The sequence below is a fragment of the Methylobacterium sp. Leaf91 genome, from assembly GCF_001422815.1.
Classification (GTDB): domain Bacteria; phylum Pseudomonadota; class Alphaproteobacteria; order Rhizobiales; family Beijerinckiaceae; genus Methylobacterium.
In genome coordinates this window covers 84863-104938 of the sequence record NZ_LMMP01000049.1, presented here as the reverse complement: position 1 = coordinate 104938, position 20076 = coordinate 84863, and the positions used below count along the sequence as shown (strand labels likewise).

21 protein-coding genes and 1 tRNA gene are annotated in these 20076 nt (G+C 67.1%); 11 read left to right on the top strand and 11 right to left on the bottom strand.

The annotated features are described in order from the left end of the window. Positions 1 to 57: 57 nt before the first annotated feature. Positions 58 to 2334, bottom strand: a complete 2277-nt coding sequence (gene glgX / locus ASF32_RS20395) for a glycogen debranching protein GlgX (protein ID WP_244477922.1) — start codon at positions 2332 to 2334, stop codon at positions 58 to 60. Between the two features lie 215 nt (positions 2335 to 2549). Between glgX and ASF32_RS20390 the strand changes: the two genes are divergently transcribed. Further along, positions 2550 to 3305 (top strand): SHOCT domain-containing protein, encoded by a 756-nt coding sequence (locus ASF32_RS20390; protein ID WP_056432803.1) that lies wholly within the window; start codon positions 2550 to 2552, stop codon positions 3303 to 3305. Between the two features lie 320 nt (positions 3306 to 3625). Here ASF32_RS20390 and ASF32_RS20385 read toward each other — a convergent pair whose 3' ends face one another. The 6 genes from ASF32_RS20385 to ASF32_RS20360 all read right to left on the bottom strand — a co-directional run bounded on the left by ASF32_RS20385 (position 3626) and on the right by ASF32_RS20360 (position 5702). After that, positions 3626 to 3937: an ETC complex I subunit gene (locus ASF32_RS20385; protein ID WP_056433142.1), complete on the bottom strand. Its 312-nt coding sequence runs from the start codon at positions 3935 to 3937 to the stop codon at positions 3626 to 3628. A gap of 49 nt (positions 3938 to 3986) precedes the next feature. Continuing rightward, positions 3987 to 4063, bottom strand: a tRNA-Pro gene (locus ASF32_RS20380). Positions 4064 to 4245: 182 nt separating this feature from the next. Beyond that, on the bottom strand, positions 4246 to 4515 hold the full coding sequence (locus tag ASF32_RS20375) for a hypothetical protein (protein WP_056432800.1): 270 nt from the start codon (positions 4513 to 4515) through the stop codon (positions 4246 to 4248). Between the two features lie 373 nt (positions 4516 to 4888). Then, positions 4889 to 5140, bottom strand: coding sequence for a hypothetical protein (locus tag ASF32_RS20370; protein WP_056433139.1), 252 nt, complete (start codon positions 5138 to 5140; stop codon positions 4889 to 4891). A 72-nt stretch (positions 5141 to 5212) separates the two neighbouring features. After that, complete coding sequence (locus ASF32_RS20365; protein ID WP_056432797.1) at positions 5213 to 5407, bottom strand: hypothetical protein; 195 nt, start codon at positions 5405 to 5407, stop codon at positions 5213 to 5215. Positions 5408 to 5438: 31 nt separating this feature from the next. After that, positions 5439 to 5702 carry a hypothetical protein gene (locus tag ASF32_RS20360; RefSeq protein WP_244477921.1) on the bottom strand — a complete coding sequence of 88 codons (264 nt, stop codon included), beginning with the start codon at positions 5700 to 5702 and terminating at the stop codon, positions 5439 to 5441. Positions 5703 to 5882: 180 nt separating this feature from the next. Here ASF32_RS20360 and ASF32_RS20355 point away from each other — a divergent pair, with 180 nt between their 5' ends. Further along, entirely contained in the window at positions 5883 to 6584 is a 702-nt protein-coding gene (locus tag ASF32_RS20355; protein ID WP_056432794.1) for a glutathione S-transferase N-terminal domain-containing protein, read from the top strand. Positions 6585 to 6600: 16 nt separating this feature from the next. On the opposite strand, the gene ASF32_RS20350 is transcribed toward ASF32_RS20355, so the two are convergent. Continuing rightward, complete coding sequence (locus ASF32_RS20350) at positions 6601 to 7515, bottom strand: MBL fold metallo-hydrolase (RefSeq protein WP_056432789.1); 915 nt, start codon at positions 7513 to 7515, stop codon at positions 6601 to 6603. Positions 7516 to 7700: 185 nt separating this feature from the next. Here ASF32_RS20350 and ASF32_RS20345 point away from each other — a divergent pair, with 185 nt between their 5' ends. Together ASF32_RS20345 and ASF32_RS20340 are read left to right on the top strand one after the other, a co-directional pair. After that, on the top strand, positions 7701 to 8723 hold the full coding sequence (locus ASF32_RS20345) for an LLM class flavin-dependent oxidoreductase (RefSeq protein WP_056433132.1): 1023 nt from the start codon (positions 7701 to 7703) through the stop codon (positions 8721 to 8723). Between the two features lie 76 nt (positions 8724 to 8799). Further along, entirely contained in the window at positions 8800 to 9168 is a 369-nt protein-coding gene (locus ASF32_RS20340) for a hypothetical protein (RefSeq protein WP_056432785.1), read from the top strand. A 388-nt stretch (positions 9169 to 9556) separates the two neighbouring features. Here ASF32_RS20340 and ASF32_RS20335 read toward each other — a convergent pair whose 3' ends face one another. Beyond that, positions 9557 to 10786 (bottom strand): GGDEF domain-containing protein, encoded by a 1230-nt coding sequence (locus ASF32_RS20335; RefSeq protein ID WP_056432780.1) that lies wholly within the window; start codon positions 10784 to 10786, stop codon positions 9557 to 9559. Between the two features lie 381 nt (positions 10787 to 11167). Here ASF32_RS20335 and ASF32_RS20330 point away from each other — a divergent pair, with 381 nt between their 5' ends. From ASF32_RS20330 to rimM, 4 genes are all read left to right on the top strand, one after another. Further along, a complete protein-coding gene (locus tag ASF32_RS20330) occupies positions 11168 to 11398 on the top strand; it encodes a hypothetical protein (protein ID WP_056432777.1) in 231 nt (76 codons plus the stop codon). Between the two features lie 17 nt (positions 11399 to 11415). Continuing rightward, positions 11416 to 12981, top strand: coding sequence for a signal recognition particle protein (gene ffh / locus ASF32_RS20325; protein ID WP_056432774.1), 1566 nt, complete (start codon positions 11416 to 11418; stop codon positions 12979 to 12981). Positions 12982 to 13092: 111 nt separating this feature from the next. Continuing rightward, positions 13093 to 13455, top strand: coding sequence for a 30S ribosomal protein S16 (gene rpsP, locus ASF32_RS20320; protein ID WP_018042769.1), 363 nt, complete (start codon positions 13093 to 13095; stop codon positions 13453 to 13455). A gap of 12 nt (positions 13456 to 13467) precedes the next feature. Continuing rightward, positions 13468 to 14154 (top strand): ribosome maturation factor RimM, encoded by a 687-nt coding sequence (gene rimM / locus ASF32_RS20315; RefSeq protein WP_056432772.1) that lies wholly within the window; start codon positions 13468 to 13470, stop codon positions 14152 to 14154. A 28-nt stretch (positions 14155 to 14182) separates the two neighbouring features. On the opposite strand, the gene ASF32_RS20310 is transcribed toward rimM, so the two are convergent. After that, on the bottom strand, positions 14183 to 14974 hold the full coding sequence (locus tag ASF32_RS20310) for a DUF4239 domain-containing protein (protein WP_056432769.1): 792 nt from the start codon (positions 14972 to 14974) through the stop codon (positions 14183 to 14185). Positions 14975 to 15053: 79 nt separating this feature from the next. Further along, complete coding sequence (locus ASF32_RS20305; protein WP_056432765.1) at positions 15054 to 15794, bottom strand: methyltransferase domain-containing protein; 741 nt, start codon at positions 15792 to 15794, stop codon at positions 15054 to 15056. Positions 15795 to 15931: 137 nt separating this feature from the next. On the opposite strand from ASF32_RS20305, the gene trmD reads away from it, so the two are divergent. The 3 genes from trmD to serA all read left to right on the top strand — a co-directional run bounded on the left by trmD (position 15932) and on the right by serA (position 19833). Beyond that, on the top strand, positions 15932 to 16648 hold the full coding sequence (gene trmD / locus ASF32_RS20300) for a tRNA (guanosine(37)-N1)-methyltransferase TrmD (RefSeq protein WP_056432761.1): 717 nt from the start codon (positions 15932 to 15934) through the stop codon (positions 16646 to 16648). A 157-nt stretch (positions 16649 to 16805) separates the two neighbouring features. Continuing rightward, a complete protein-coding gene (locus ASF32_RS20295) occupies positions 16806 to 17972 on the top strand; it encodes a phosphoserine transaminase (RefSeq protein ID WP_056432758.1) in 1167 nt (388 codons plus the stop codon). A gap of 268 nt (positions 17973 to 18240) precedes the next feature. Continuing rightward, positions 18241 to 19833, top strand: coding sequence for a phosphoglycerate dehydrogenase (gene serA / locus ASF32_RS20290; protein ID WP_056432755.1), 1593 nt, complete (start codon positions 18241 to 18243; stop codon positions 19831 to 19833). The last annotated feature ends 243 nt before the right edge of the window (positions 19834 to 20076 follow it).

The following is a 20076-nucleotide window of genomic DNA, read 5'->3' as shown; positions in this document are numbered from 1 at the left end:
CTTTGTTCCGCCGCGTCCGTCGTGGCCGAAGCGGCATCCACTTCGTCGGAGCGCGCTTCAGGTCGCCGAGGGGGCGAAGCGCACGCTCTCGATATTGGCGCGTTCGAAAGCCTGCATCACGTGCTGGTAGGAACGCTCCATCTTGGTGGCCTCGTCGCCTTCGGTCTCCTCGGGCTTCAGCACGAACATCAGCATCGAGCGTCCGGTGACCTCGTAGCGGTCGCCGATCTCCCAGGTGCCGACCTCCTGACTGTCGGGCAGGTTGGTGTCGAGGAGCCGGGTCCAGCCGACGCCGCCGACCGAGCTCGGCAGCGTGAACGAGACGAGGTCGCTATAGGCGTTGTAGAGGATCAGCAGCGTCGCATCGCCGCCCCGGCGGTGGATGCCCGAGGCCTGCGCGCGTCCGTCGAGCAGGACCGCGATGGAATGCGCGCCGCCATCCGTCCAGTTCTCCGTGGACATTTCCTCGCCGTCGGGGCGCAGCCACGTCACGTCCTTGACGCCGAGATCCTCGTCATAGGCGCCGGAGAGGAAGCGCCCGCGGGTGAGGATCGGCAAGGCTTCGCGCAGGATGGTGAGGCGCTGCGTGAACTCGGCGAGGTCGCGGCCCGCCTCGTCGATCCCCTCCCAATCGAGCCAGGAGATCTCGTTGTCCTGGCAATAGGCGTTGTTGTTGCCGCCCTGGCTCCGGGCGAATTCGTCGCCGGCGAGCAGCATCGGCGTTCCCCGCGAGAGGAACAGCGTCGCCATCATGTTGCGCATCTGGCGGGTGCGCACCGCCTTGATCGCCTCGTCGTCGGTGGGGCCTTCGACGCCGTAATTGTTGGAGAGGTTGTGGGAATGCCCGTCCCGCCCGTCCTCGCCATTGGCGAGGTTGTGCTTCTCGTTGTACGAAACCGTATCGTTCAGCGTGAACCCGTCATGGGCGGTGAGGAAGTTCACCGAGGCCCAGGGCTTACGCCCGCGCTTGTTGAACTTGTCGGCCGATCCGGTGATGCGCGAGGCGAGGCTCGGCAGCAGACCGGAATCTCCGCGCCAGTAGCCGCGGACATCGTCGCGGAACCGGTCGTTCCATTCCGCCCAGCCCGGCGGGAAGCCGCCGACCTGATAGCCGCCGGGGCCGCAATCCCACGGCTCGGCGATGAGCTTGACCGAGTTCAGCACCGGGTCCTGCCGGCAGGTGTCGAGGAAGCCGCCGCCCTCGTCGAAGCCGTGCGGCTCACGACCCAGGATGGTGGCGAGGTCGAAGCGGAAGCCGTCGACCCGCATTTCCGTCGCCCAGTAGCGCAGGGAATCGGTCACCAGCTGCAGGACGCGCGGGTGCGACAGGTTGAACGTATTACCGGTGCCGGTATCGTTGATGTAGTAGCGCTCCTCGCCCGGCATCAGGCGATAGTAGGAGGCGTTGTCGACGCCCTTGAACGACAGGGTCGGGCCCTTCTCGTTGCCCTCGGCGGTGTGGTTGTAGACCACGTCGAGGATCACTTCGAGGCCGGCGCCGTGCATGCGCGCCACCATTTCCTTGAACTCGGAGAAGGCGAAGTCCGGCACCGCCGCGTAGCGCCGCGCCGGGGTGAAGAACGAGATCGTGTTGTAACCCCAGTAATTCACCAGGTTCTTTTCCTGGAGATAATCGTCCTGCACGAAGGCATGGACGGGCAGGAGTTCGACCGAGGTGACGCCGAGGCTCTTGATGTAGTCGAGCACGGCCGGGTTGCCGAGACCGGCATAGGTGCCGCGCAGCTTCTCCGGCACGGCCGGGTGCAGCTTGGTGAAGCCCTTCACATGGGTCTCGTAGAAGATCGTCTTCTCCCACGGCACGTGGGGCTTGCGGTCCCGTCCCCAGGTGAAGGCCGGGTCGATGACGCGGCTGCGGCGGGTGAAGGGCGCGGAATCGCGCTCGTCGAAGGTGAGGTCGTCGCCGGTCTCCATCTGGTAGCCGAACAGGGCCGGGTTCCAGGTGATCGAGCCGACGAGGCCCTTGGCGTAGGGGTCGATCAGCAGCTTGTTGGGGTTGAAGCGGTGCCCGGCCTTGGGCTCGTACGGTCCATGGACCCGGTAGCCGTAGATCGTGCCGGGACGCGCGTCGGGCAGGTAGCCGTGCCAGATCTCGTCGGTGTATTCGGGCAACTCGATCCGCTCGAGTTCCTGCTCTCCGGCATCGTCGAACAGGCAGAGTTCGACCTTGGTGGCATGGGCCGAAAACAGGGCGAAATTGACGCCGAGGCCGTCCCAATTGGCCCCCAGCGGATAGGGCGATCCCTCTTTGATGCGCGACCGCACGGCCTTCGTCTGCGTGGCGGCCTGCGGCATCGGGGGGTTCTTAGCGACCATGATCACTCCAGGGGGGGCTCGCTGCGTGACGCGGAGCCCGACGGCATGAATTCCGCCGAGTGAACGCTGATGCTTGACCGTAAGGTCCGTGATCGTGGAAACTTTTTGCGTTGCGAGACGGACTCGCGCGCAGGCGCCGTACTATGATCCGGCCGCTTCGCCGCGCCCGGCATCTTCGCCGTTTTGGAGGCAGCTCATGTCTTTGGAGACAGCCCATGTCCGATAGACCCTCCGTCCTGCAAGCCGCCGCCGAACGGCACGGCGTGAGCATCGACGCCGTCCGCCACCTCATGCGCGCATTGGAGGTGGGCAACGGAACCATGGCGCAGTTCAACCATCCCGAACTCGGCGGTTTCGGGCAATGGTCGTCCGGCGGCATGACCATGATCGGCAACATGTTCGATGCCAATCTCAAGTCACGGGTCGCGGCTCTCTGCGCCGATCTGGCCCAATCCCTGCCCCCCGGCGGATGGGACGACGGCGCGGCATCCGGGAATTGGTGGCCGGCGGAGCTCGGCCGACCGGCCACGTCCGGCTCGCAGAACAGCATGCGCTACGCCTATTTCCCGGATAGCCGGCTGCTCGCCGTGGAGACCTCGGGAACGCTCGTCCTCTACGATACCGGGCATTACGACATTTCCGGCGTGTCGCAGCAGCAGGGGGATACCCACAGCCTCCGCTTCAGTGGCCGCAACGGCTATGTCGATCTCGAATCGCTCCAGCGGGTCAGCGTAGCGCCCGCGCCGGATCGCTCCCTCGAGCCGAAGCCGTTCCATCCCGATCCGATCCCGGCGCCGATTCGCACCGAAGACCGCCCGCGTCCGGCCCCGGAGCCGGATTTCCCGCAAGCCGGAGCCCCCTCGGGCGACGTCATCTCGACCCTGGAGCGCCTGTCCGACCTGCACCGCAAGGGCGTGCTGACCGAGGCCGAGTTCTCGACCAAGAAGGCCGAGCTTCTCGCGCGGTTGTAGGGGCCCCATCGATCGACGGGCGGTTTCTCGGGGCGTCTGCGGCGACGCATGTCCATCGCAGGCGGACGACCCGTCACTCGCGATGGGAACGGCGCCAGCTCACGCAATGATCGTGGGGGCGCCGTCCATCCTCCGGACCCGCTCCCATTGTGTCGGTATTTGTTGTAACGACGATTCGATGACCAATGATGATATGCGCGAATCACGCGCCGCACTGATCCTGCTCGCCGTCGCGGTCGCGTCGGTCCTGATTTTCGGGGTGGTCACGATCCTGATTCAGCTCTGAGCCGAATGCGCGGATTGCGACTCGGCCGGCGACCTCAGTGCGTCCAGGGCGCCGTGCGGTTGAACTTGAAATTATCCGAATAGGACAGACCCTTGCGGATCACGGGCTTCTGGGGCTGCTCGACGCGGTAGGTGATGCCGTTATGGGTCGCGTAGGCCACGGCCTCTTCCTGCGTCTCGAATGACAGCCTGACCTGCTGCAGCATGTCCGACGAACCGGTCCAGCCCATCAGGGGGTCGGTGTCGCGCGGAGAACTCTGGTCGAATTCCAGCACCCACGCTTTGGTGCGGGCCATGCCGGATTGCGTGGGATCCTTGGCGGGCTGGTAGATCCGGGCACTCGGCATCGTGGGGTCGATAGCTCCTGCAGGATGGAACGGCCGATAAGCACGCGATTGGTCGGGGCGATAGGATTCGAACCTACGACCCTCTGGTCCCAAACCAGATGCGCTACCAGGCTGCGCTACACCCCGACTGCCCGTTACGGCCCCATCGCTCTAGCGGTTGCCCGGTTTCGGCGCAAGCAGCCTCTCACGTGCCGAGCCGCTGGCGATGAAATCCCGACCGATCCGCGCCCGCCGCCTTCGGCCTCCCTAAGGATGCCGATGGCGGACGGTTCCGCTCGATCCCGTTTGGCGGACGTCGCGGCAGACCGCTATGTCTGCACCACGCTCATCTGTGACACGATCTGAACCTTGCGGAAGTCCTCCGGGAGGATCACCGCTTCATTGTATCTGTTGCCGCCGAGCTTGCAGAACAAAAATCCGCCTCTCATGCCGACCTCGAACTGTCGTCCCTTTTCCAAGATCAACCGGCCATTTTTTCCGTCTGATGCGGTGATCTCTTCGAGAACGACAATTCTGTCTCCCGGCCGATACGATGCCTCGAACAGGGCTGGATCCACGTCGTCTTTCCAATGTGCCATGTCGTCTTGTCCCGTCTATGCAATTGGATATGGCTTTTGCTCGAGCGATGGGGTCGACTCGCACTGAGTGGACGCGTCGGGTCGCCGACCTGCAGCCGTCATAGCGACAGAATTCGAATCGGAAAAACCGGCATTCCCCCGCATGGCGTGCATCGCCTCCATGCGGCTGCCCGAAACCGCGGGGCATTTGCAAATGTGGTGGGGGAGCCATTCGCGGCACGCTGCTAGCCGCGTTGCACGGACGCGGAGAGTGAAGCGCCGTTTGGGGCTTCAGGGTTCGAGCCCGTATCCGCGACCCTGCGGTGCCGACGATCCCGGCACTTGGCATTCCCGCCCTTGACCCGTCCTGCGGATGTCCTGGCGGCGCCGGCGTTCAGAGCGAGAAAGCGACGCCGAGCTTTCGGTCCCGTCTCCAGACTACAGTACAGGCGCGGGGCTTCGCATAGGCCGTCATGACCAGGATGAACTCGTCCGGAACCGCCTCCGGAACTTCGACTTCGATCTGGGCGCCGGTTTCGGACTGGTCCCAGACGAGGCAGTCGATATCAGGCCGGTCGTTCCCGAATGAAAGCGCCCCGATGCGGAAGGCATCTTTGCGTGAGGCGCTGCGACGATTGGTGGTCACGTCATGGATCCCGATCAAACCTGATGTCGACTGTCATTGCAGCCGGTTAATTTTCAGGCCTTCGGTACGGCACTAGACGATCACATCGACGACGCGGTCCTGACCTGTCGGACGGGCGTTCAACGTCGGTTCGGTGCGCGCGCCGACATTGACGGAGACGAGGTTGGACTCGGTCTCCCGCTTGCGCAGGGCGTCGATACGGGCGTTCGCCACCACGTCGGTGGCTTTCAGAACTCCGAGCGAGTTCAGCGAAACCGTGATCGTCATGGTGAGACACCTCCGTCGATGGATGGGGACGCTACACGAGAATGTCGAGGACGCGCTTCTCGGTGTCGAGGGTCGATTTCAGCACGGCTGTGTTGAGTTCGAAGCTCGCCTTGCTCTCCATGAGCTGCACGGCCGAGCTCGACAGGTCCACCTGGGTCGGGCTGGGGAGGATCTGATCGGCCTGAGTCGGGCTCGGCATGGTCATGCCGACCGTAGCGATCTGTTCCGCCGCATTGCTGAAGCGCTGGGAGGCCGCCACCATCCCGCCGCCGCTGATCGCCGTCGCGCTGCTCATCCTGCCGGTCTCCCGCTCGGGTTACCCCGTGAAGGGGGATGCAAGCACGAGAACCTTAAAGCGATAGGGTGAAAAATCCGTCGCATTCGACCGAACGGTGCCGGCTTGACCTCGGTGCCGGCGGTCGCCACCTCGGCTTTCAGCGCCGCCCGGTGATCGCGGTTCGCTGGAGGGATTTCGATGATCGATCTGCATTACTGGCCGACGCCGAATGGCCATAAGGTGACGATGTTCCTGGAGGAGGTCGGACTTCCCTACACGATCAAGCCGGTGAACATCGGTAAGGGCGAGCAGTTCAATCCGGATTTCCTGGCCATCGCCCCCAACAACCGGATGCCGGCCATAGTCGATCACGACCCGCAGGGCGGCGGCGAGCCGGTCTCGCTCTTCGAATCGGGCGCGATTCTGCTCTACCTCGCCGAGAAGACGGGGCGCTTCATCGCCTCCGACCCCCGCGGCCGCGCCGAGGTGCTGCAATGGCTGTTCTGGCAGATGGGCGGGCTCGGGCCGATGCTCGGCCAGAACCACCACTTCTCGCAATATGCGCCGGAGAAGATCCCCTACGCCATCGAGCGCTACGTCAAGGAGACGAACCGGCTCTACGGCGTCCTCGACCGGCGCCTGGCCGACCGGGAGTTCGTGGCAGGGCCCGCTTATTCCATCGCCGACATGGCCTCCTATCCGTGGATCGTCCCCTGGGAGAAGCAGGGCCAGAACCTCGACGATTTCCCCAGCCTCAAGCGCTGGTTCACGGCCATCGCCGAGCGTCCCGGCACCAAGGCGGCCTATGCCCGCGCGCCCGAGGTCAACCCCGATCACGGCAAGACCATGAGCGAGGACGCCAAGAAGGTGATGTTCGGCCAGACCGCCAAGCGCGACTGACGCAAGGGGGGCTGAGCTATCGCCGGAGGCTATCCAGCCTCACCGGGGCGGCATGCGGGCGGGTCGCCAGCATGCCGTCGATGAGGGCCAGCACCTCGGCCCGGCCGCAATTGGCGGCCGGCTCGAACGGGGTCCAGGTCTGGGTGAAGTCGAGCTGGGCGAAGACGTCGCGGTAGCGGCGCAATTCGTTGGTGGTCAGCGGCACCCCGCGCACGAAGGCCTTGTGCGCCGAGATCGTCTCGGCCCGGCGGAAATCCTTCGGGTCGAGTTCGAATTTCAGGGCATCGCCGCAGAACAGGATCTTTCGCGCCCGGTCGAACAGGATTGCGTGGCCGTCGAAATGCCCCGCCGTGCGGTGGAGTTCGAGGCCGGGGAGCGGTTCGAGGAAATCGTCGTAGGGCCAGGAGACCTGCAAGGCCGCGCTCCAGACGAAGTCGGCGGCCGGCAGGCAGAGTTCCGGGTCGAACCGGTCCTGCAGCTGCACCAGCGCCCCATAGGCATGCGGGTGCGACGAGGACAGGACCTGCATTCCGCCGAGGGACGCGATGTGCTTGAGCGCCGCCTCGCTGAAGACCGGGCAGGCCTCGAACCCCATATTCCCGTCGGGCGTCTGGACCAGGTAGGCGCTCGGCCCGATGCCCGAGACGGGATCGTTCCAGAAGCGCCAGATGCCCGGCTCCAGCTCCTCCCAATGACAGGGGAAGCGGTCCTGCGCCTCGCGTTCGCTCCAGAATTGCCAGCCCTTCTGCGGCACCACGTGACGTGCGTCGAGGCACATCGGACACGAGGGCGGCGGCGCGAAATGGCGCTGCCAAAACCCGCAATTGTCACAGGTATAGGCGGGGAGATCGAGGGCGCCGGCGAAGGGCAGGTATCCGGGAGACACGGTGGCGTTGCTCGGGTTCGGGGCGGGAGGTCGAGGCCCAGCCATATAGGTCGTGTGTCGAGCCTGTCGCGGGTCGGATGACGAGAGGATCGCTTCGGGGTCGGCCGGAACGCATGGCCCCTGCGCCGGACGGCCCGCTTGCGAAGCGGCGGCGGCGTCGCGATCTCTTCCGGGTGGGGACGTTCATGGCCGGCGCGAGCCGGTCGCTCATGCAAACGGACACGCGATTCATGATCCCTCTTTCCGTTCTCGACCTCGCCTTCGTGCCGCATGGCGCGACGCCCGGGGACGCCCTGCGGAACACCCTCGACCTCGCGAGGGCCGCCGAGCGCCTCGGCTATCGGCGGTTCTGGCTGGCCGAGCACCACAACATGGTGGGCATCGCCAGCGCGGCCACCTCGGTGGTCATCGGCCACGTGGCCTCGGGCACGAGCCGCATCCGCGTCGGGGCCGGTGGGGTCATGCTGCCGAACCACTCGCCCATGGTCATCGCCGAGCAGTTCGGCACGCTGGAGACCCTGTATCCGGGCCGGATCGATCTCGGCCTCGGCCGCGCGCCTGGCACCGACCAGCGCACCCTGCGCGCCCTGCGGCGCTCGCCCGAGACGTCGGACCAGTTCCCTCAGGACGTCCTCGAACTCCAGGCCCTGCTCGGCGACGCGCAGCCGGGCCAGGTGATCCAGGCCGTGCCGGGGACGGGCACCAAGGTGCCGCTCTGGATTCTCGGCTCCAGCTTGTTCGGCGCGCAGCTCGCCGCCATGCTCGGCCTGCCCTACGCCTTCGCCTCGCATTTCGCGCCGGACGCGCTGATCCAGGCGCTCGCCGTCTATCGCGAGCGCTTCACCCCGTCCGAGCAGTCGACGGCGCCCCATGCCATGGTCGGCGTCAACGTCGTGGCGGCCGAGACCGATGCCGAGGCGCGCCGCCTGTTCACCTCGGCGCAGCAGCAATTCGCCAACATGTTCCGGGGCACGCGGGGCCTGCTGCCGCCGCCCATCGACGATATCGAGACCTACTGGTCGCCCTCCGAGAAGCGCCAGGCTTCGGGGATGCTCGCCCGCGCCATCGTCGGTTCGCCGGAGACCGTGCGCCGGGGGCTCGCAGACCTGATCGCCGAGACGGGCGCGGACGAACTCATGGTGGCTAGCGCCATCCACGACCATGCCGCCCGCGTGCGCTCCTACGAGATCCTGGCGGATGTCGCCGGAGCACCGATCCGGGCAGCCCCGGCGCGGGAACTCGTCGCGGGCTGATCCCGGCTCCGCCGGGCGGGGTCTCGCTTCACCCGGACGGTGTGCCTATGGTGCGGCACCAACCTCACGGGCCGACATGATCAAGAAGACGCACCTTCCCTCCGACGCGACTCTCGTGGACGTCGTCCCCACCCTGGAGGAGGCCGACGCGTATTTGAGCCGGCTGCTCACCAACATGCGCTTCTGCCAGAAGCGGCACGGCAACGCCTCGGTCCGCATCGCGGTCACGGGCAAGGGCGGCCACCCGTCCTACCGGGTCGATTACGTCAAGCCGGTGGCACCTGACCCGGACGGCACGCCGTTCGACGCCTATGGCGGCAAGGCCCATTACAGCTTCACCGCCATCAACATCATGGAGACGAACTGGAGCAGCCGGTCGATGAGTCTCGACGAGGTGCTGAAACTCCAGGCGGAATTGCGGAAGCCGAAATTCGAGGATCGGTGAATCCGGGGGCCTCGCTCTGATCGCTCTCGGCCGAGCCTGCCGGATTTATCCATCCACTCGACGGCTGTTCGCTCTATTCAAGAGGGTTCGACTTGAGGCGCAACGGGCTTCCTCTCCTGGGAACAGAAGGAGATTGCAGTGGCCGATTTGCTCGTCGGAAGCCTAATTGTAGCCTCAGTCATCCTGGGGCCGCGCAGCGGAGCCCAGGATCCAGAAACACAGGTGGTGAGGACTTTGCACCGTCTGCGGCTCTAGATTCCGGGCTCGCCGGTGGCGACCCGGAATGACGGGGTGGTGCCATATGCAGGCGCCCTGCCTTTCTCGAGCCGTGTCCCGCGCATCCCGCGAGATGCGTGACTCTCATAGCGCTCGACCGGAGGCGGTGGGTTCAGCCTGCCAGCGGGATGCGGGAGGCCCGGTCGGGCAGGCGCGTGGCCTTTGCTCCGCCCGCATGACCTGCGCCGAAGTTCGGCCGGGACGCGAAGGGCAGGAATGTCCAGCCGTCTCGTTTCCGGCCCTTCGTGACGTAGAGCGCGGAATCCGCGCATTCGATCAGTTCCTCCGGCATGTGGTGTCTGCCGGGGACGGCCGAGGTCACGCCGATGCTGATCGTCAGCCCGATGCGTTCGCCACGCCAGAGGAAGGGTGAAGCGCGCAGGGCCGCGTTGGCCTGCTCGGCGATCCGACCGGCCGCATCCCCCTGGACGCCGCGAAGCAGGATGCCGAATTCGTCGCCGCCCAGCCGCGCGAACACATCGGCGGGACGGATGATTCGCCGGACCGCGTCCGCCACGTGTTTGAGCGCGGCATCGCCGGCCATGTGGCCGAGGCCGTCATTGATCCCCTTGAACCGGTCGAGATCCATCAGCATCACGCTGAACGGCTCCGCGGCCCCGCGCGCGCATTCCCCGGTGAGCTGCCGCATGAACTGGCGGCGATTGGGCAGGCCGGTCAGGTCGTCCTCGGCGGCGAGCCGCTCCACTTTCGCCATCAGGCTGTCGACCACCGAGACGAGGAAGCCGAAATTCCAGATGATGCCCGCCAGGATGAAGACCAGCAGGTCGATGGCCGCGAGGGAGACCAGGGAGACATCCGGCGCGATGCCGCTGAGCCTCACCGTCACCGCGCAGGCGACGATGCCATGGGCCGTGATGGCCGACGCCAGTGCGCTCATCGTGATGAGTGCGCCGAGCTCCCGTGTCCGGCGCCGGGCGAGATAGAGGGCGGCGAGCACGAGAGGAATGCATTGCGACGTGACGTAGAGTGGGTTCTGGCCCCACCAAGGTTGCCAGGTAAGCGCCATGGCCATGATGCTGGCGGCCAGCAGCCCGGCATGGAGAGCCCAACGCGGCCTGTCCCCGTGGAAGCGGCGCAGGCCGACCGTATTCAGGTGAAAGGCCAGACAGGCGACGGCATTCCCGCCGACGGTGGTGGCAAAATTCCCGATGCCGCCATCGATGGCGAGCAGGATACCGCCCACCACATGAGCCACGCTGCCCGTCAGCCAGTAGCGCACCCCCGGCAGCGTCCTGTAGCGATAGAGGATGGCGGCCCAGAGCACGCAGTGCGAGAGCCCGGCTATCAGCACAATGAGGTAGAGCGTATAAAAGTCCGGCATGCGGGGCAGGTGCTTCTTTCGTCATCCGCGAAGTCTGAGGCCGATTCTCGGGCCCGGATTACGGGCCTCGCCGCGCCCAAGCTCGAAGGAAGCGACGCCGAATACGTGATTCGCAGCCGTCTCGACGTTAGACGGAGGAATATCGAGGCCAAGCACCATACTCCCGGCCGCGATCGCGTGGCGGGATTTGTCCTTGGTTTCCACCGCGATCTTGACTTGCGTGGGCTCCCGGACTAGTCCGCCAACCTCATATCCGACGACATGTCGTCAATACGAACGCCGACCGGCCCTGTGAGGCTGGAGGTCAACGCCCGACAGCGCGATGCGCCCTCGGGCGAGTTTCGCGTTGGAAACAGGCCGTCGCTCCGCCGATCCAGACGAGTGAGTCTCGCCCTGTCGCAAGCGCATGAACCCCTTCGCATCGAGGATGCGGTCAACGACGTCTGCCCCTGGTCGGGCAAGCCGATCGCGGTCGATTCCCTGACGCTCTACAACGGGTCCGTCGTCGGGTTCTGCAATCCCGATTGCCGGGACAAGTTCGCGTCGGCGATCAACGCCTTCGAGGCGGCGCTGCAGGTGCGGCGCGTCTCGTCCGCCGGCCTGTTCCAGTAGGTTCGGAGAGCCAGACGATGTTCGAAGGCCTGTCCGACCGCCTGTCCGGTATCCTCTCGGGGCTCACCCGTCGGGGTGCGCTCACGGAAGCCGACGTCACCGCGGCCCTCCGCGAGGTGCGGCGCGCGCTGCTCGAAGCCGACGTCGCCCTCGAAGTGGTGCGCGGCTTCACCGAGAAGGTCCGCGAGAAGGCGGTCGGCGCCGTCGTCGTCAAGTCGGTGACCCCCGGCCAGATGGTCGTGAAGATCGTCAACGACGAACTCGTGGCCATGCTCGGCTCCGAGGCCGGCCTCATCGATCTCAACGCCCCCGCCCCCGTCGCCATCCTGATGGTCGGCCTCCAGGGCTCGGGCAAGACCACCACCACCGCCAAGATCGCCCGGCGCCTGACCAACCGCGACAAGCGCAAGGTGCTGCTCGCCTCACTCGACACCCGCCGCCCGGCCGCCATGGAGCAGCTGGCGATCCTGGCCAAGCAGGTCGGCGTCGACAGCCTGCCCATCGTCGAGGGCCAGTCGGCGGTGCAGATCGCCCGCCGCGCCATGGATGCCGCGCGCCTCGGCGGTTTCGACGTGGTCATGCTCGACACCGCCGGCCGCATCACCCTCGACGAGGCGCTGATGGCCGAGGCCGCCGAGGTCAAGGCGGCGACGAAGCCGCACGAAGTCCTGCTGGTCGCCGACGCGCTCACCGGGCAGGACGCCGTGGTCACCGCCCGCGCCTTCGACGAGCGCCTGGGCGTCACCGGCATCGTGCTGACCCGTATGGACGGCGATTCGCGCGGTGGCGCGGCGCTCTCCATGCGCGCCGTCACCGGCAAGCCGATCAAGCTCGTCGGCACCGGCGAGAAGGTGGACGCGCTCGAGGAGTTCCATCCCTCCCGCGTCGCCAACCGCATCCTCGGCATGGGCGACATCGTCTCCCTCGTGGAGAAGGCGGCCGAGACCATCGACCATGAGCAGGCGCTCCGCACCGCGGAGAAGATGCGCAAGGGCAAGTTCGACCTCGACGACCTGTCGATGCAGCTCGCCCAGATGGAGAAGATGGGCGGCATCGGCGGCCTCATGGGCATGCTGCCCGGCATGGGCGCCATGAAGAAGCAGGTCGAGGGCGCCAATCTCGACGAGAACATGTTCAAGCGCCAGCGCGCCATCATCTCGTCGATGACCGCGCAGGAGCGCAAGAATCCCGACATCCTCAAGAATTCCCGCAAGAAGCGCATCGCCGCGGGGTCGGGGACGAAGGTGGAGGAGCTCAACAAGCTCCTCAAGATGCACCGGACCATGGCCGACATGATGAAGGCGATGGGCTCGGGCAAGCGCGGCATCGGCCAGGCGCTCGGCTCGATGTTCGGTCTTGGCGGCGGTGGCGGGATGGGCGGCATGCCCGGCCTTCCCCCCGGCATGCCCGAGCCGACGCCCGAGCAGATCGAGGCCATGCAGAAGCAGTTGGGCGGCAAGCTGCCGCCCATGCCGCCGGGCTTCGGCGGCGGAAAGATGCCGGGCCTTCCGGGGCTCGGAGGACCGAAGGGGCCGGGCGGTCTGCCGGGCCTCGGCGGTTTCCCGTTCGGGAAGAAGAAGTAGGGGCGAATGTGGAGCAGCGAATAGCGAAGGGGCGGCAGGCCGGCTCTCTTCGCTACTCACTACTCGCTATCCGCCAAGAACGATCAGATTACCAACCTCCAGGAGCACACCATGTCCCTCAAAATCCGTCTCACCCGTGGCGGCGCCAAGAAGCGCCCGTATTACCGCATCGTCGTCGCCGATGCCCGCGCGCCCCGCGATGGCCGCTTCATCGAGAAGGTCGGCGTGTACGACCCGATGAAGGCCAAGGACGATCCGGCCCGCATCGTGCTCGAGTCCGAGAAGATCCAGGCCTGGCTCGCCAAGGGCGCCCAGCCCACCGACCGCGTCCTGCGCTTCCTCGATGCCGCCGGCCTCGCCAAGCGCCCCGCGCGCAACAACCCGCAGAAGGCCGAGCCGGGCGAGAAGGCCAAGGAGCGCGCCGCCAAGCGCGCCGAGAAGGCCGCCGCCCCGGCCGAAGACGCCGCGGCCTGAGGCGTCCCCGCGATGGCGCGCCGCCCCGGAGGCACTTCTTCCGCCGGCGATGGCGGCCGTCGCGACCGCCCGAGCCGCTTAGGCTCGGGCTCGGCCACCTCCGCGCATCGGCCCAGGCCGATGCCGGAGGTGCCGCTCCCGTCCACCGATCCGAGCCTCGTCCAGATGGGCGAGTTCGGCCGCGCGCACGGGCTCAACGGCGAAATCCGCCTGAAATCCTATACCGGCGATCCGCAGGCCATCGGCTCCTACGGGCCGCTGATCGGCGCCGGGGGGCAGCGCATCGAGCTCACCGATGTGCGCCGGGCCGGCGGAGCCTCGCCCGACCTGCTCGTGGTGCGGGTGAAGGGCGTCTCCGACCGCAACGGCGCGGAAGCCCTGAACCGCCTCGCCATCTACCTGCCGCGTGACCGCCTCGGCCAGGTCGAGGACGAAGACGAGTTCTTCACGGCCGACCTCGTCGGGCTCGATGTGGTGGATGTGTCGGGCGCGGTCCTCGGCACCGTCACCGACGTGCCGAATTACGGCGGCGGCGATCTCCTGGAAATCAAGCCGGCCCTCGGCGGCGCGACCGCGCTCCTGCCTTTCACCAAGGCCTTCGTCCCGACCCTCGACGTGGCCAATGGCCGGATCGTGATCGATCCGCCCGACGACCTGTTCGCGCCCGCCGGGCCGAAGCCGCCCGACGAGCCCGCCTGAGGCGGGAGCGCCGGAACCGGGCCGTCGCTCAGGGCTTCGGGCTCGTCATCGCCGTCCGCGCCATCTCCAGCGGTGCCGACGTGACCGGCATCGGCCCGTCGAAGGGCCGCTCGTGCAGGCCGATCATGCCCAGCGTCGTCACCGTGGCGGCCGAGAACAGGATCATCGCGACGGCCTGCGGCACCGGCTTATCCACGTGGATCAGCCCGATGGAGAAGAGGGTGAGCAGCGCCAGCACCATCAGCGTCAGCCATTTCGACTGGTCGCCCTGGACGTCGGCGAGGCCCAGGCGCGTGCCGCGCTCGGCCCGCAGGTTCATCACCGCATCGAGAAGGCTCCCATGCGCGGCGGCTCCCGCCTCGGTGCTGTGCCGGGGATCGGCCACGGATTGCATCAACTCGCCCAGGGCGTCGTTCGCGGTCCCCGAAGACTCGCCCTGTGTCATCTTCGGCCATTCGTCGTCGATCAGCGCGTTCGCGTAGGCGAGCAGCTTGGTGCGGATCGCGGACATGTCGGAGGCCGCGGCGAGGCTCAGATCGTGAACGGCGAGGAGATTGGTCTTCTCCGATTGCACGATCTTCGTCGCCTGCCGCTGCCGTTCCCAGGCGTCGTTCGCCACGAAGCCCGTGAGCAGCGCCAACATCACCGAGATGGCGTTGAAGTAGGGGGCGACGACGCCGATGCCGAGCTTGTGCATGCCCGGGCGGGTCGCGGACCAGACCGAGAGGATGCTGATGACGCCCATCAAGACGGCGAAGACCGCCGACAGAAGGACGAACATCAACCAGACCGGCTGATCGAGCCAAAACGTCAGGACCACGCACGTATTCTCCCGCTCGCTCTTCGAGCTGGGACGACGATAGCCGGTCGCCGCTACCGAACCATGAATCCACCCTCGCTCAACGCTGGCCGGTTCGCGTCGCCCCATCCGTGCACGGGGTGATCGACGAGGGATCGGGGCGTGCCGCAGGGGCCGGAGCCTCGAAGATCGCGAGATAACCGCCTCCGCCCTCCAGCACCGAGAAGCCGATCTCGCGATAGCCCGCCGCCGAGAGTTCGCACCGCAGCAGGGCCGGCGGCGTACCGTGCCGCGACGGGATGGCGTCGGCATCGACGATCCCAACGCGGCCGCCGGGCTTCATCGCCGCGGCCAGGTTGTGCAGCAGGCCGTAGGGCTGGCTGATCTCGTGGTACATGTGAACCAGCAACGCCGCGTCGAGGGAGCCTGGCGACAGGCGCGGATCGTGCGGCTCCCCCCGCACCACGGTGACGTTGCCGAGCTTGGCGCGCGCGAGACGCGCCGTGAGGTCGGCGAGATAGCGCGGCGTCACGTCCTCGGCGAAGATATGGCCCTGAGGGCCGACCCGTTCCGCGAGACGCGTCGTGTAATAGCCGCTCCCCGCCCCGATATCGGCCACGGTCTGGCCCGGCGCGATCCCCATCAGCCGCGCCACCTGGCCCACCTCATCGACCTTGTCGCGCTGGGCTTCGGAGGCCCAGAGCGGCGCGATGATCTCGGCCACCGGCCTGTCCGGTTTGGGAAAGGCCGATGCCGGTGCTCCGGCCGGTGCCAGGGGCTCGACGGCCTGCGCCGGAACGGTGAGAGCCAGAGAGACGGCGATGGCGAGGGAGCGAAGCATGCCGGGACAACGGAAACCACTGGGGGAAAGTGCCCTGGCCCGGCTGCGGCGCAGTTGCGATGACCGGCGGGACCGTTTCGCGGCCGCAACGTGCGATGCACGTTGACCCGCCCTCACCACACGCGTCATCAAGCGCCATGACGCCCGCGCCCTGGTCCGCCACGATCCTCACCCTCTACCCGGAGATGTTTCCCGGCCCGCTCGGCATCTCGCTCTCGGGCGATGCGCTCGCGCGCGGAACCTGGGCGCTCGAAGCCCGGCAGATCCGCGACCACGGGATCGGCCGCCACCGCGCCGTGGACGATACCCCGTCGGGGGGCGGAGCGGGCATGGTCCTGCGCTGCGACGTCCTCGGCAGCGCCATCGATGCCGTGGCCTCCCCCGGCGACACGCGGCCCCGGCTGCTGATGAGCCCGCGCGGACGCCCCCTGACGCAGGCGCGCGTGCGGGAACTCGCGGATGGGCCGGGACTCGTCGTCGTCTGCGGCCGGTTCGAGGGGGTGGACGAGCGGGTGATCGCGGCGCGACACCTCGAAGAGGTCTCCATCGGCGACTACATCCTGTCCGGCGGCGAGATGGCCGCGATGGTCGTGCTCGACGCCTGCATCCGGCTTCTTCCCGGCGTCATGGGTAAATCCGCCTCGGGAGAGGAGGAGAGCTTCGAAGGCGGCCTCCTCGAATATCCGCATTACACGCGACCCCGCGAATGGGAGGGACGGGCGATTCCCGAGATCCTCAATGGGGGAAACCACGGCGCCATCGCGCGCTGGCGCCGGGGCGAGGCGGAGCGGATCACGCGCGAACGCCGGCCTGACCTGTCTGTGCGATCCGGCATGTCCTCGACAAAGCCTTGATCCATCAAGGTTTGACCGCGAAAGACCATGACGTTCCGGAGGGCGGGACTGAATTTATCCGCAACGCATCTTGCTTATTCGTCGCGTGAGGTTCATTGGCAGCGGCGGGCCACTCCTCCCCAACGAGGAGCATTCATCTGTAAGGATGGACTTTGTCATGACACGTCCCACCACGCGCCCCCGCGTGCCGAATTTCTCGTCCGGCCCCTGCACCAAGCGTCCCGGCTGGACCCTCCAGGCCCTTCAGAACGCCACTCTCGGCCGCTCGCACCGCTCTCCCGCCGGTAAGGCCAAGCTGGTCGAGGCCATCGAGCTGACCCGCACCGTGCTGCGCGTGCCCGCCGATTACCGCATCGCCATCGTCCCCGCCTCGGATACCGGCGCCGTCGAGATGGCCATGTGGTCGATGCTCGGCCCGAAGACGGTCGAGGTCGCCGCCTGGGAAGCCTTCGGCTCCGAATGGGTCACCGATGCGCTGCAGGAGCTGAAGATCTCGCCCATCGTCCACGAGACCGCCTATGGCGTGCTGCCGGACCTGTCGGCCATCGACACGAAGCACAACGACGTCATCTTCACCTGGAACGGCACCGCCGCCGGCGTCCGCGTGCCGAATGGCGACTGGATCGCCGCCGACCGTGAAGGCGTGACCATCTGCGACGCGACGTCGGCCGCTTTCGCCATGCCGCTCGACTGGGCCAAGCTCGATGTCGTCACCTTCTCCTGGCAGAAGGTGATGGGCGGCGAGGCCGCGCACGGCATGCTGATCCTCTCGCCCCGCGCCGTCGCGCGCATCGAGAGCAACACCCCCGCCTGGCCGATCCCGAAGGTCTTCCGCATGGCCAAGGGCGGCAAGCTGATCGAGGGCATCTTCAAGGGCGACACGATCAACACGCCCTCGCTCCTCGCGGTGGAGGATTACCTCGATACCCTGCGCTGGGCCCAGAGCATCGGCGGTCTCGACGCGCTCCACGCCCGTGCCGACGCCAATGCCAAGGTCGTTCACGACTGGGTGGCGCGGACCCCGTGGATCGGACACCTCGCCGTCGACCCGGCGACGTATTCGAATACCGGTGTCTGCCTCGTCATCACCGATCCGGACGTCCTCGCGATGGGTGACGCCACGGTGGCGTCGGTGGCCAAGGGGATCGCCGACACGCTCGATTCCGAGGGTATCGCCTTCGATATCGGCGCCTATCGCGATGCGCCGGCCGGCCTGCGCATCTGGTGCGGCGGCACGGTGGAGACCTCGGATCTCGAGGCCCTGATGCCCTGGCTCGACTGGGCCTATGCGGCCGAGAAGGCGAAGCTCGCCAAGGCTGCCTGAGGCGACGCCGCCCCCGTCGGCGCATAGTGTTCATGTGCGCCGCCTGACCACACCGATCCGAACCGCACCCTCATCCTGAGGCGCCGCAGCGTAGCGGAGGCCTCGAAGGAGCCCTCCAGTTCGCGCTGCGATCTCTGGAGCCCTCCTTCGAGGTTGCAAACGCAGCACCTCAGGATGAGGTGGGCGGACGGGATCCGATGCCGGCTGCCCGAACAGGGCGGCCCCGATGTTGCCCCCTCCCCCCCTTCCTCAAGAGCCGGAGGCCATCATGGCTGCTCCCAAGGTGCTCATTTCCGATTCCCTCTCCAATGCCGCTGTGCAGATCTTTCGCGACCGCGGAATCGACGTCGACTTCTTCCCCAACCTCGGCAAGGACAAGGAGCGCTTCGCCGCGATCATCGGCCATTACGACGGCCTCGCCATCCGCTCGGCCACCAAGGTCACGGAGAAGGTGCTGGCCCAGACTTCGCGGCTGAAGGTCATCGGCCGGGCGGGAATCGGCGTCGACAACGTCGATGTCGCCGCCGCCACGGCGCGCGGCGTCATCGTGATGAACACGCCCTTCGGCAATTCCATTACCACCGCCGAACACGCCATCGCGATGATGTTCGCTCTGGCGCGGCAGATCCCGCAGGCCGATGCCTCGACCCAGGCCGGCAAGTGGGAGAAGAACCGCTTCATGGGCGTGGAGCTGACCGGCAAGACGCTCGGCATCATCGGATGCGGCAATATCGGCGCCATCGTGGCCGACCGCGCGGTGGGCCTGAAGCTTAAGGTCGTGGCCTACGACCCCTACCTCTCCCCGGAACGCGCCCTCGAGATCGGCGTCGAGAAGGTCGAGCTCGATGCGCTCCTGGCGCGGGCCGACATCATCACGCTCCACGTGCCGATGACCGACAAGACCCGCAACATCCTGTCGGCCGAGAACCTCGCCCGCGTGAAGCCCGGCGTGCGCATCGTCAATTGCGCCCGTGGCGGCCTCGTGGACGAGGTGGCACTCCGCGCGGCCCTCGATTCCGGCCATGTGGCCGGGGCGGCCTTCGACGTGTTCGTCGACGAGCCGGCGACCGAGAATCCGCTCTTCGGCCATCCCAACGTCATCTGCACCCCGCATCTCGGCGCCGCCACCAACGAGGCCCAGGAGAACGTGGCGCTGCAGGTCGCCGAGCAGATGTCCGACTACCTGATGACCGGCGCGATCACCAACGCGATCAATTTCCCGTCCATTTCCGCGGACGAGGCTCCCCGGTTGAAGCCGTTCGTGGCGCTCGCCGAAAAGCTCGGCTCGTTCCTCGGCCAGCTCACGGACGCGCCGATCAAGGGCATCCGCATCACCTACGAGGGCGCAGTGGCGGGCATGAACACCCGTGCGCTCACGGCGGCGGCGGTGACCGGGGCGCTGCGGCCCTTCCTGCAGGACATCAACATGGTGTCGGCCCCCGCTCTGGCGCGGGAGCGCGGCATCGTGGTGGACGAGATCAAGCGCGAGGGCGGCGCGAGCGACTACGAATCCGTGATCCGCATCACGGTCGATGCCGAGGACATGCCGCGCGACGCCGCCGGGACGGTGTTCCATGACGGCAAGCCCCGGATCATCGAGATCCGCTCCATCGCCATCGATGCCGCCTTCGCGCCGCACATGCTCTACGTGCGCAACCACGACAAGCCGGGCTTCATCGGCCGGCTCGGCACCATCCTGGGCGAGGCCGGCGTCAACGTCGCGACCTTCAACCTCGGCCGCGAGGAAGAGGGCGGCAACGCCATCTGCTTCTGCGCCGTCGATGCACCGATCTCGGACAGCGTACGGGTGGAGATCGAGACGATCCCGCAGGTGAAGCGGGCACGGCCGGTGAGCTTCTGAGCGCGTTGCCCTCTTGCAGGGGGCACGTTGCCGTCATCCCGGGGCGCCGAAGGCGAGCCCGGGATCCAGAGCCGCCAACGGCGAATAGTCTTGCTCGACCTGCGTTTCTGGATCCCGGGCTCCGCTGCGCGGCCCCGGGATGACGTGGTGCACCACCGGACGTTTGGGCGAGCGACGCGGCCCGGTCGATCGCTCCGCGCCTTGCAATGGGTCGGGCGCATGGCCCAAGGACTGGCCCTTGCG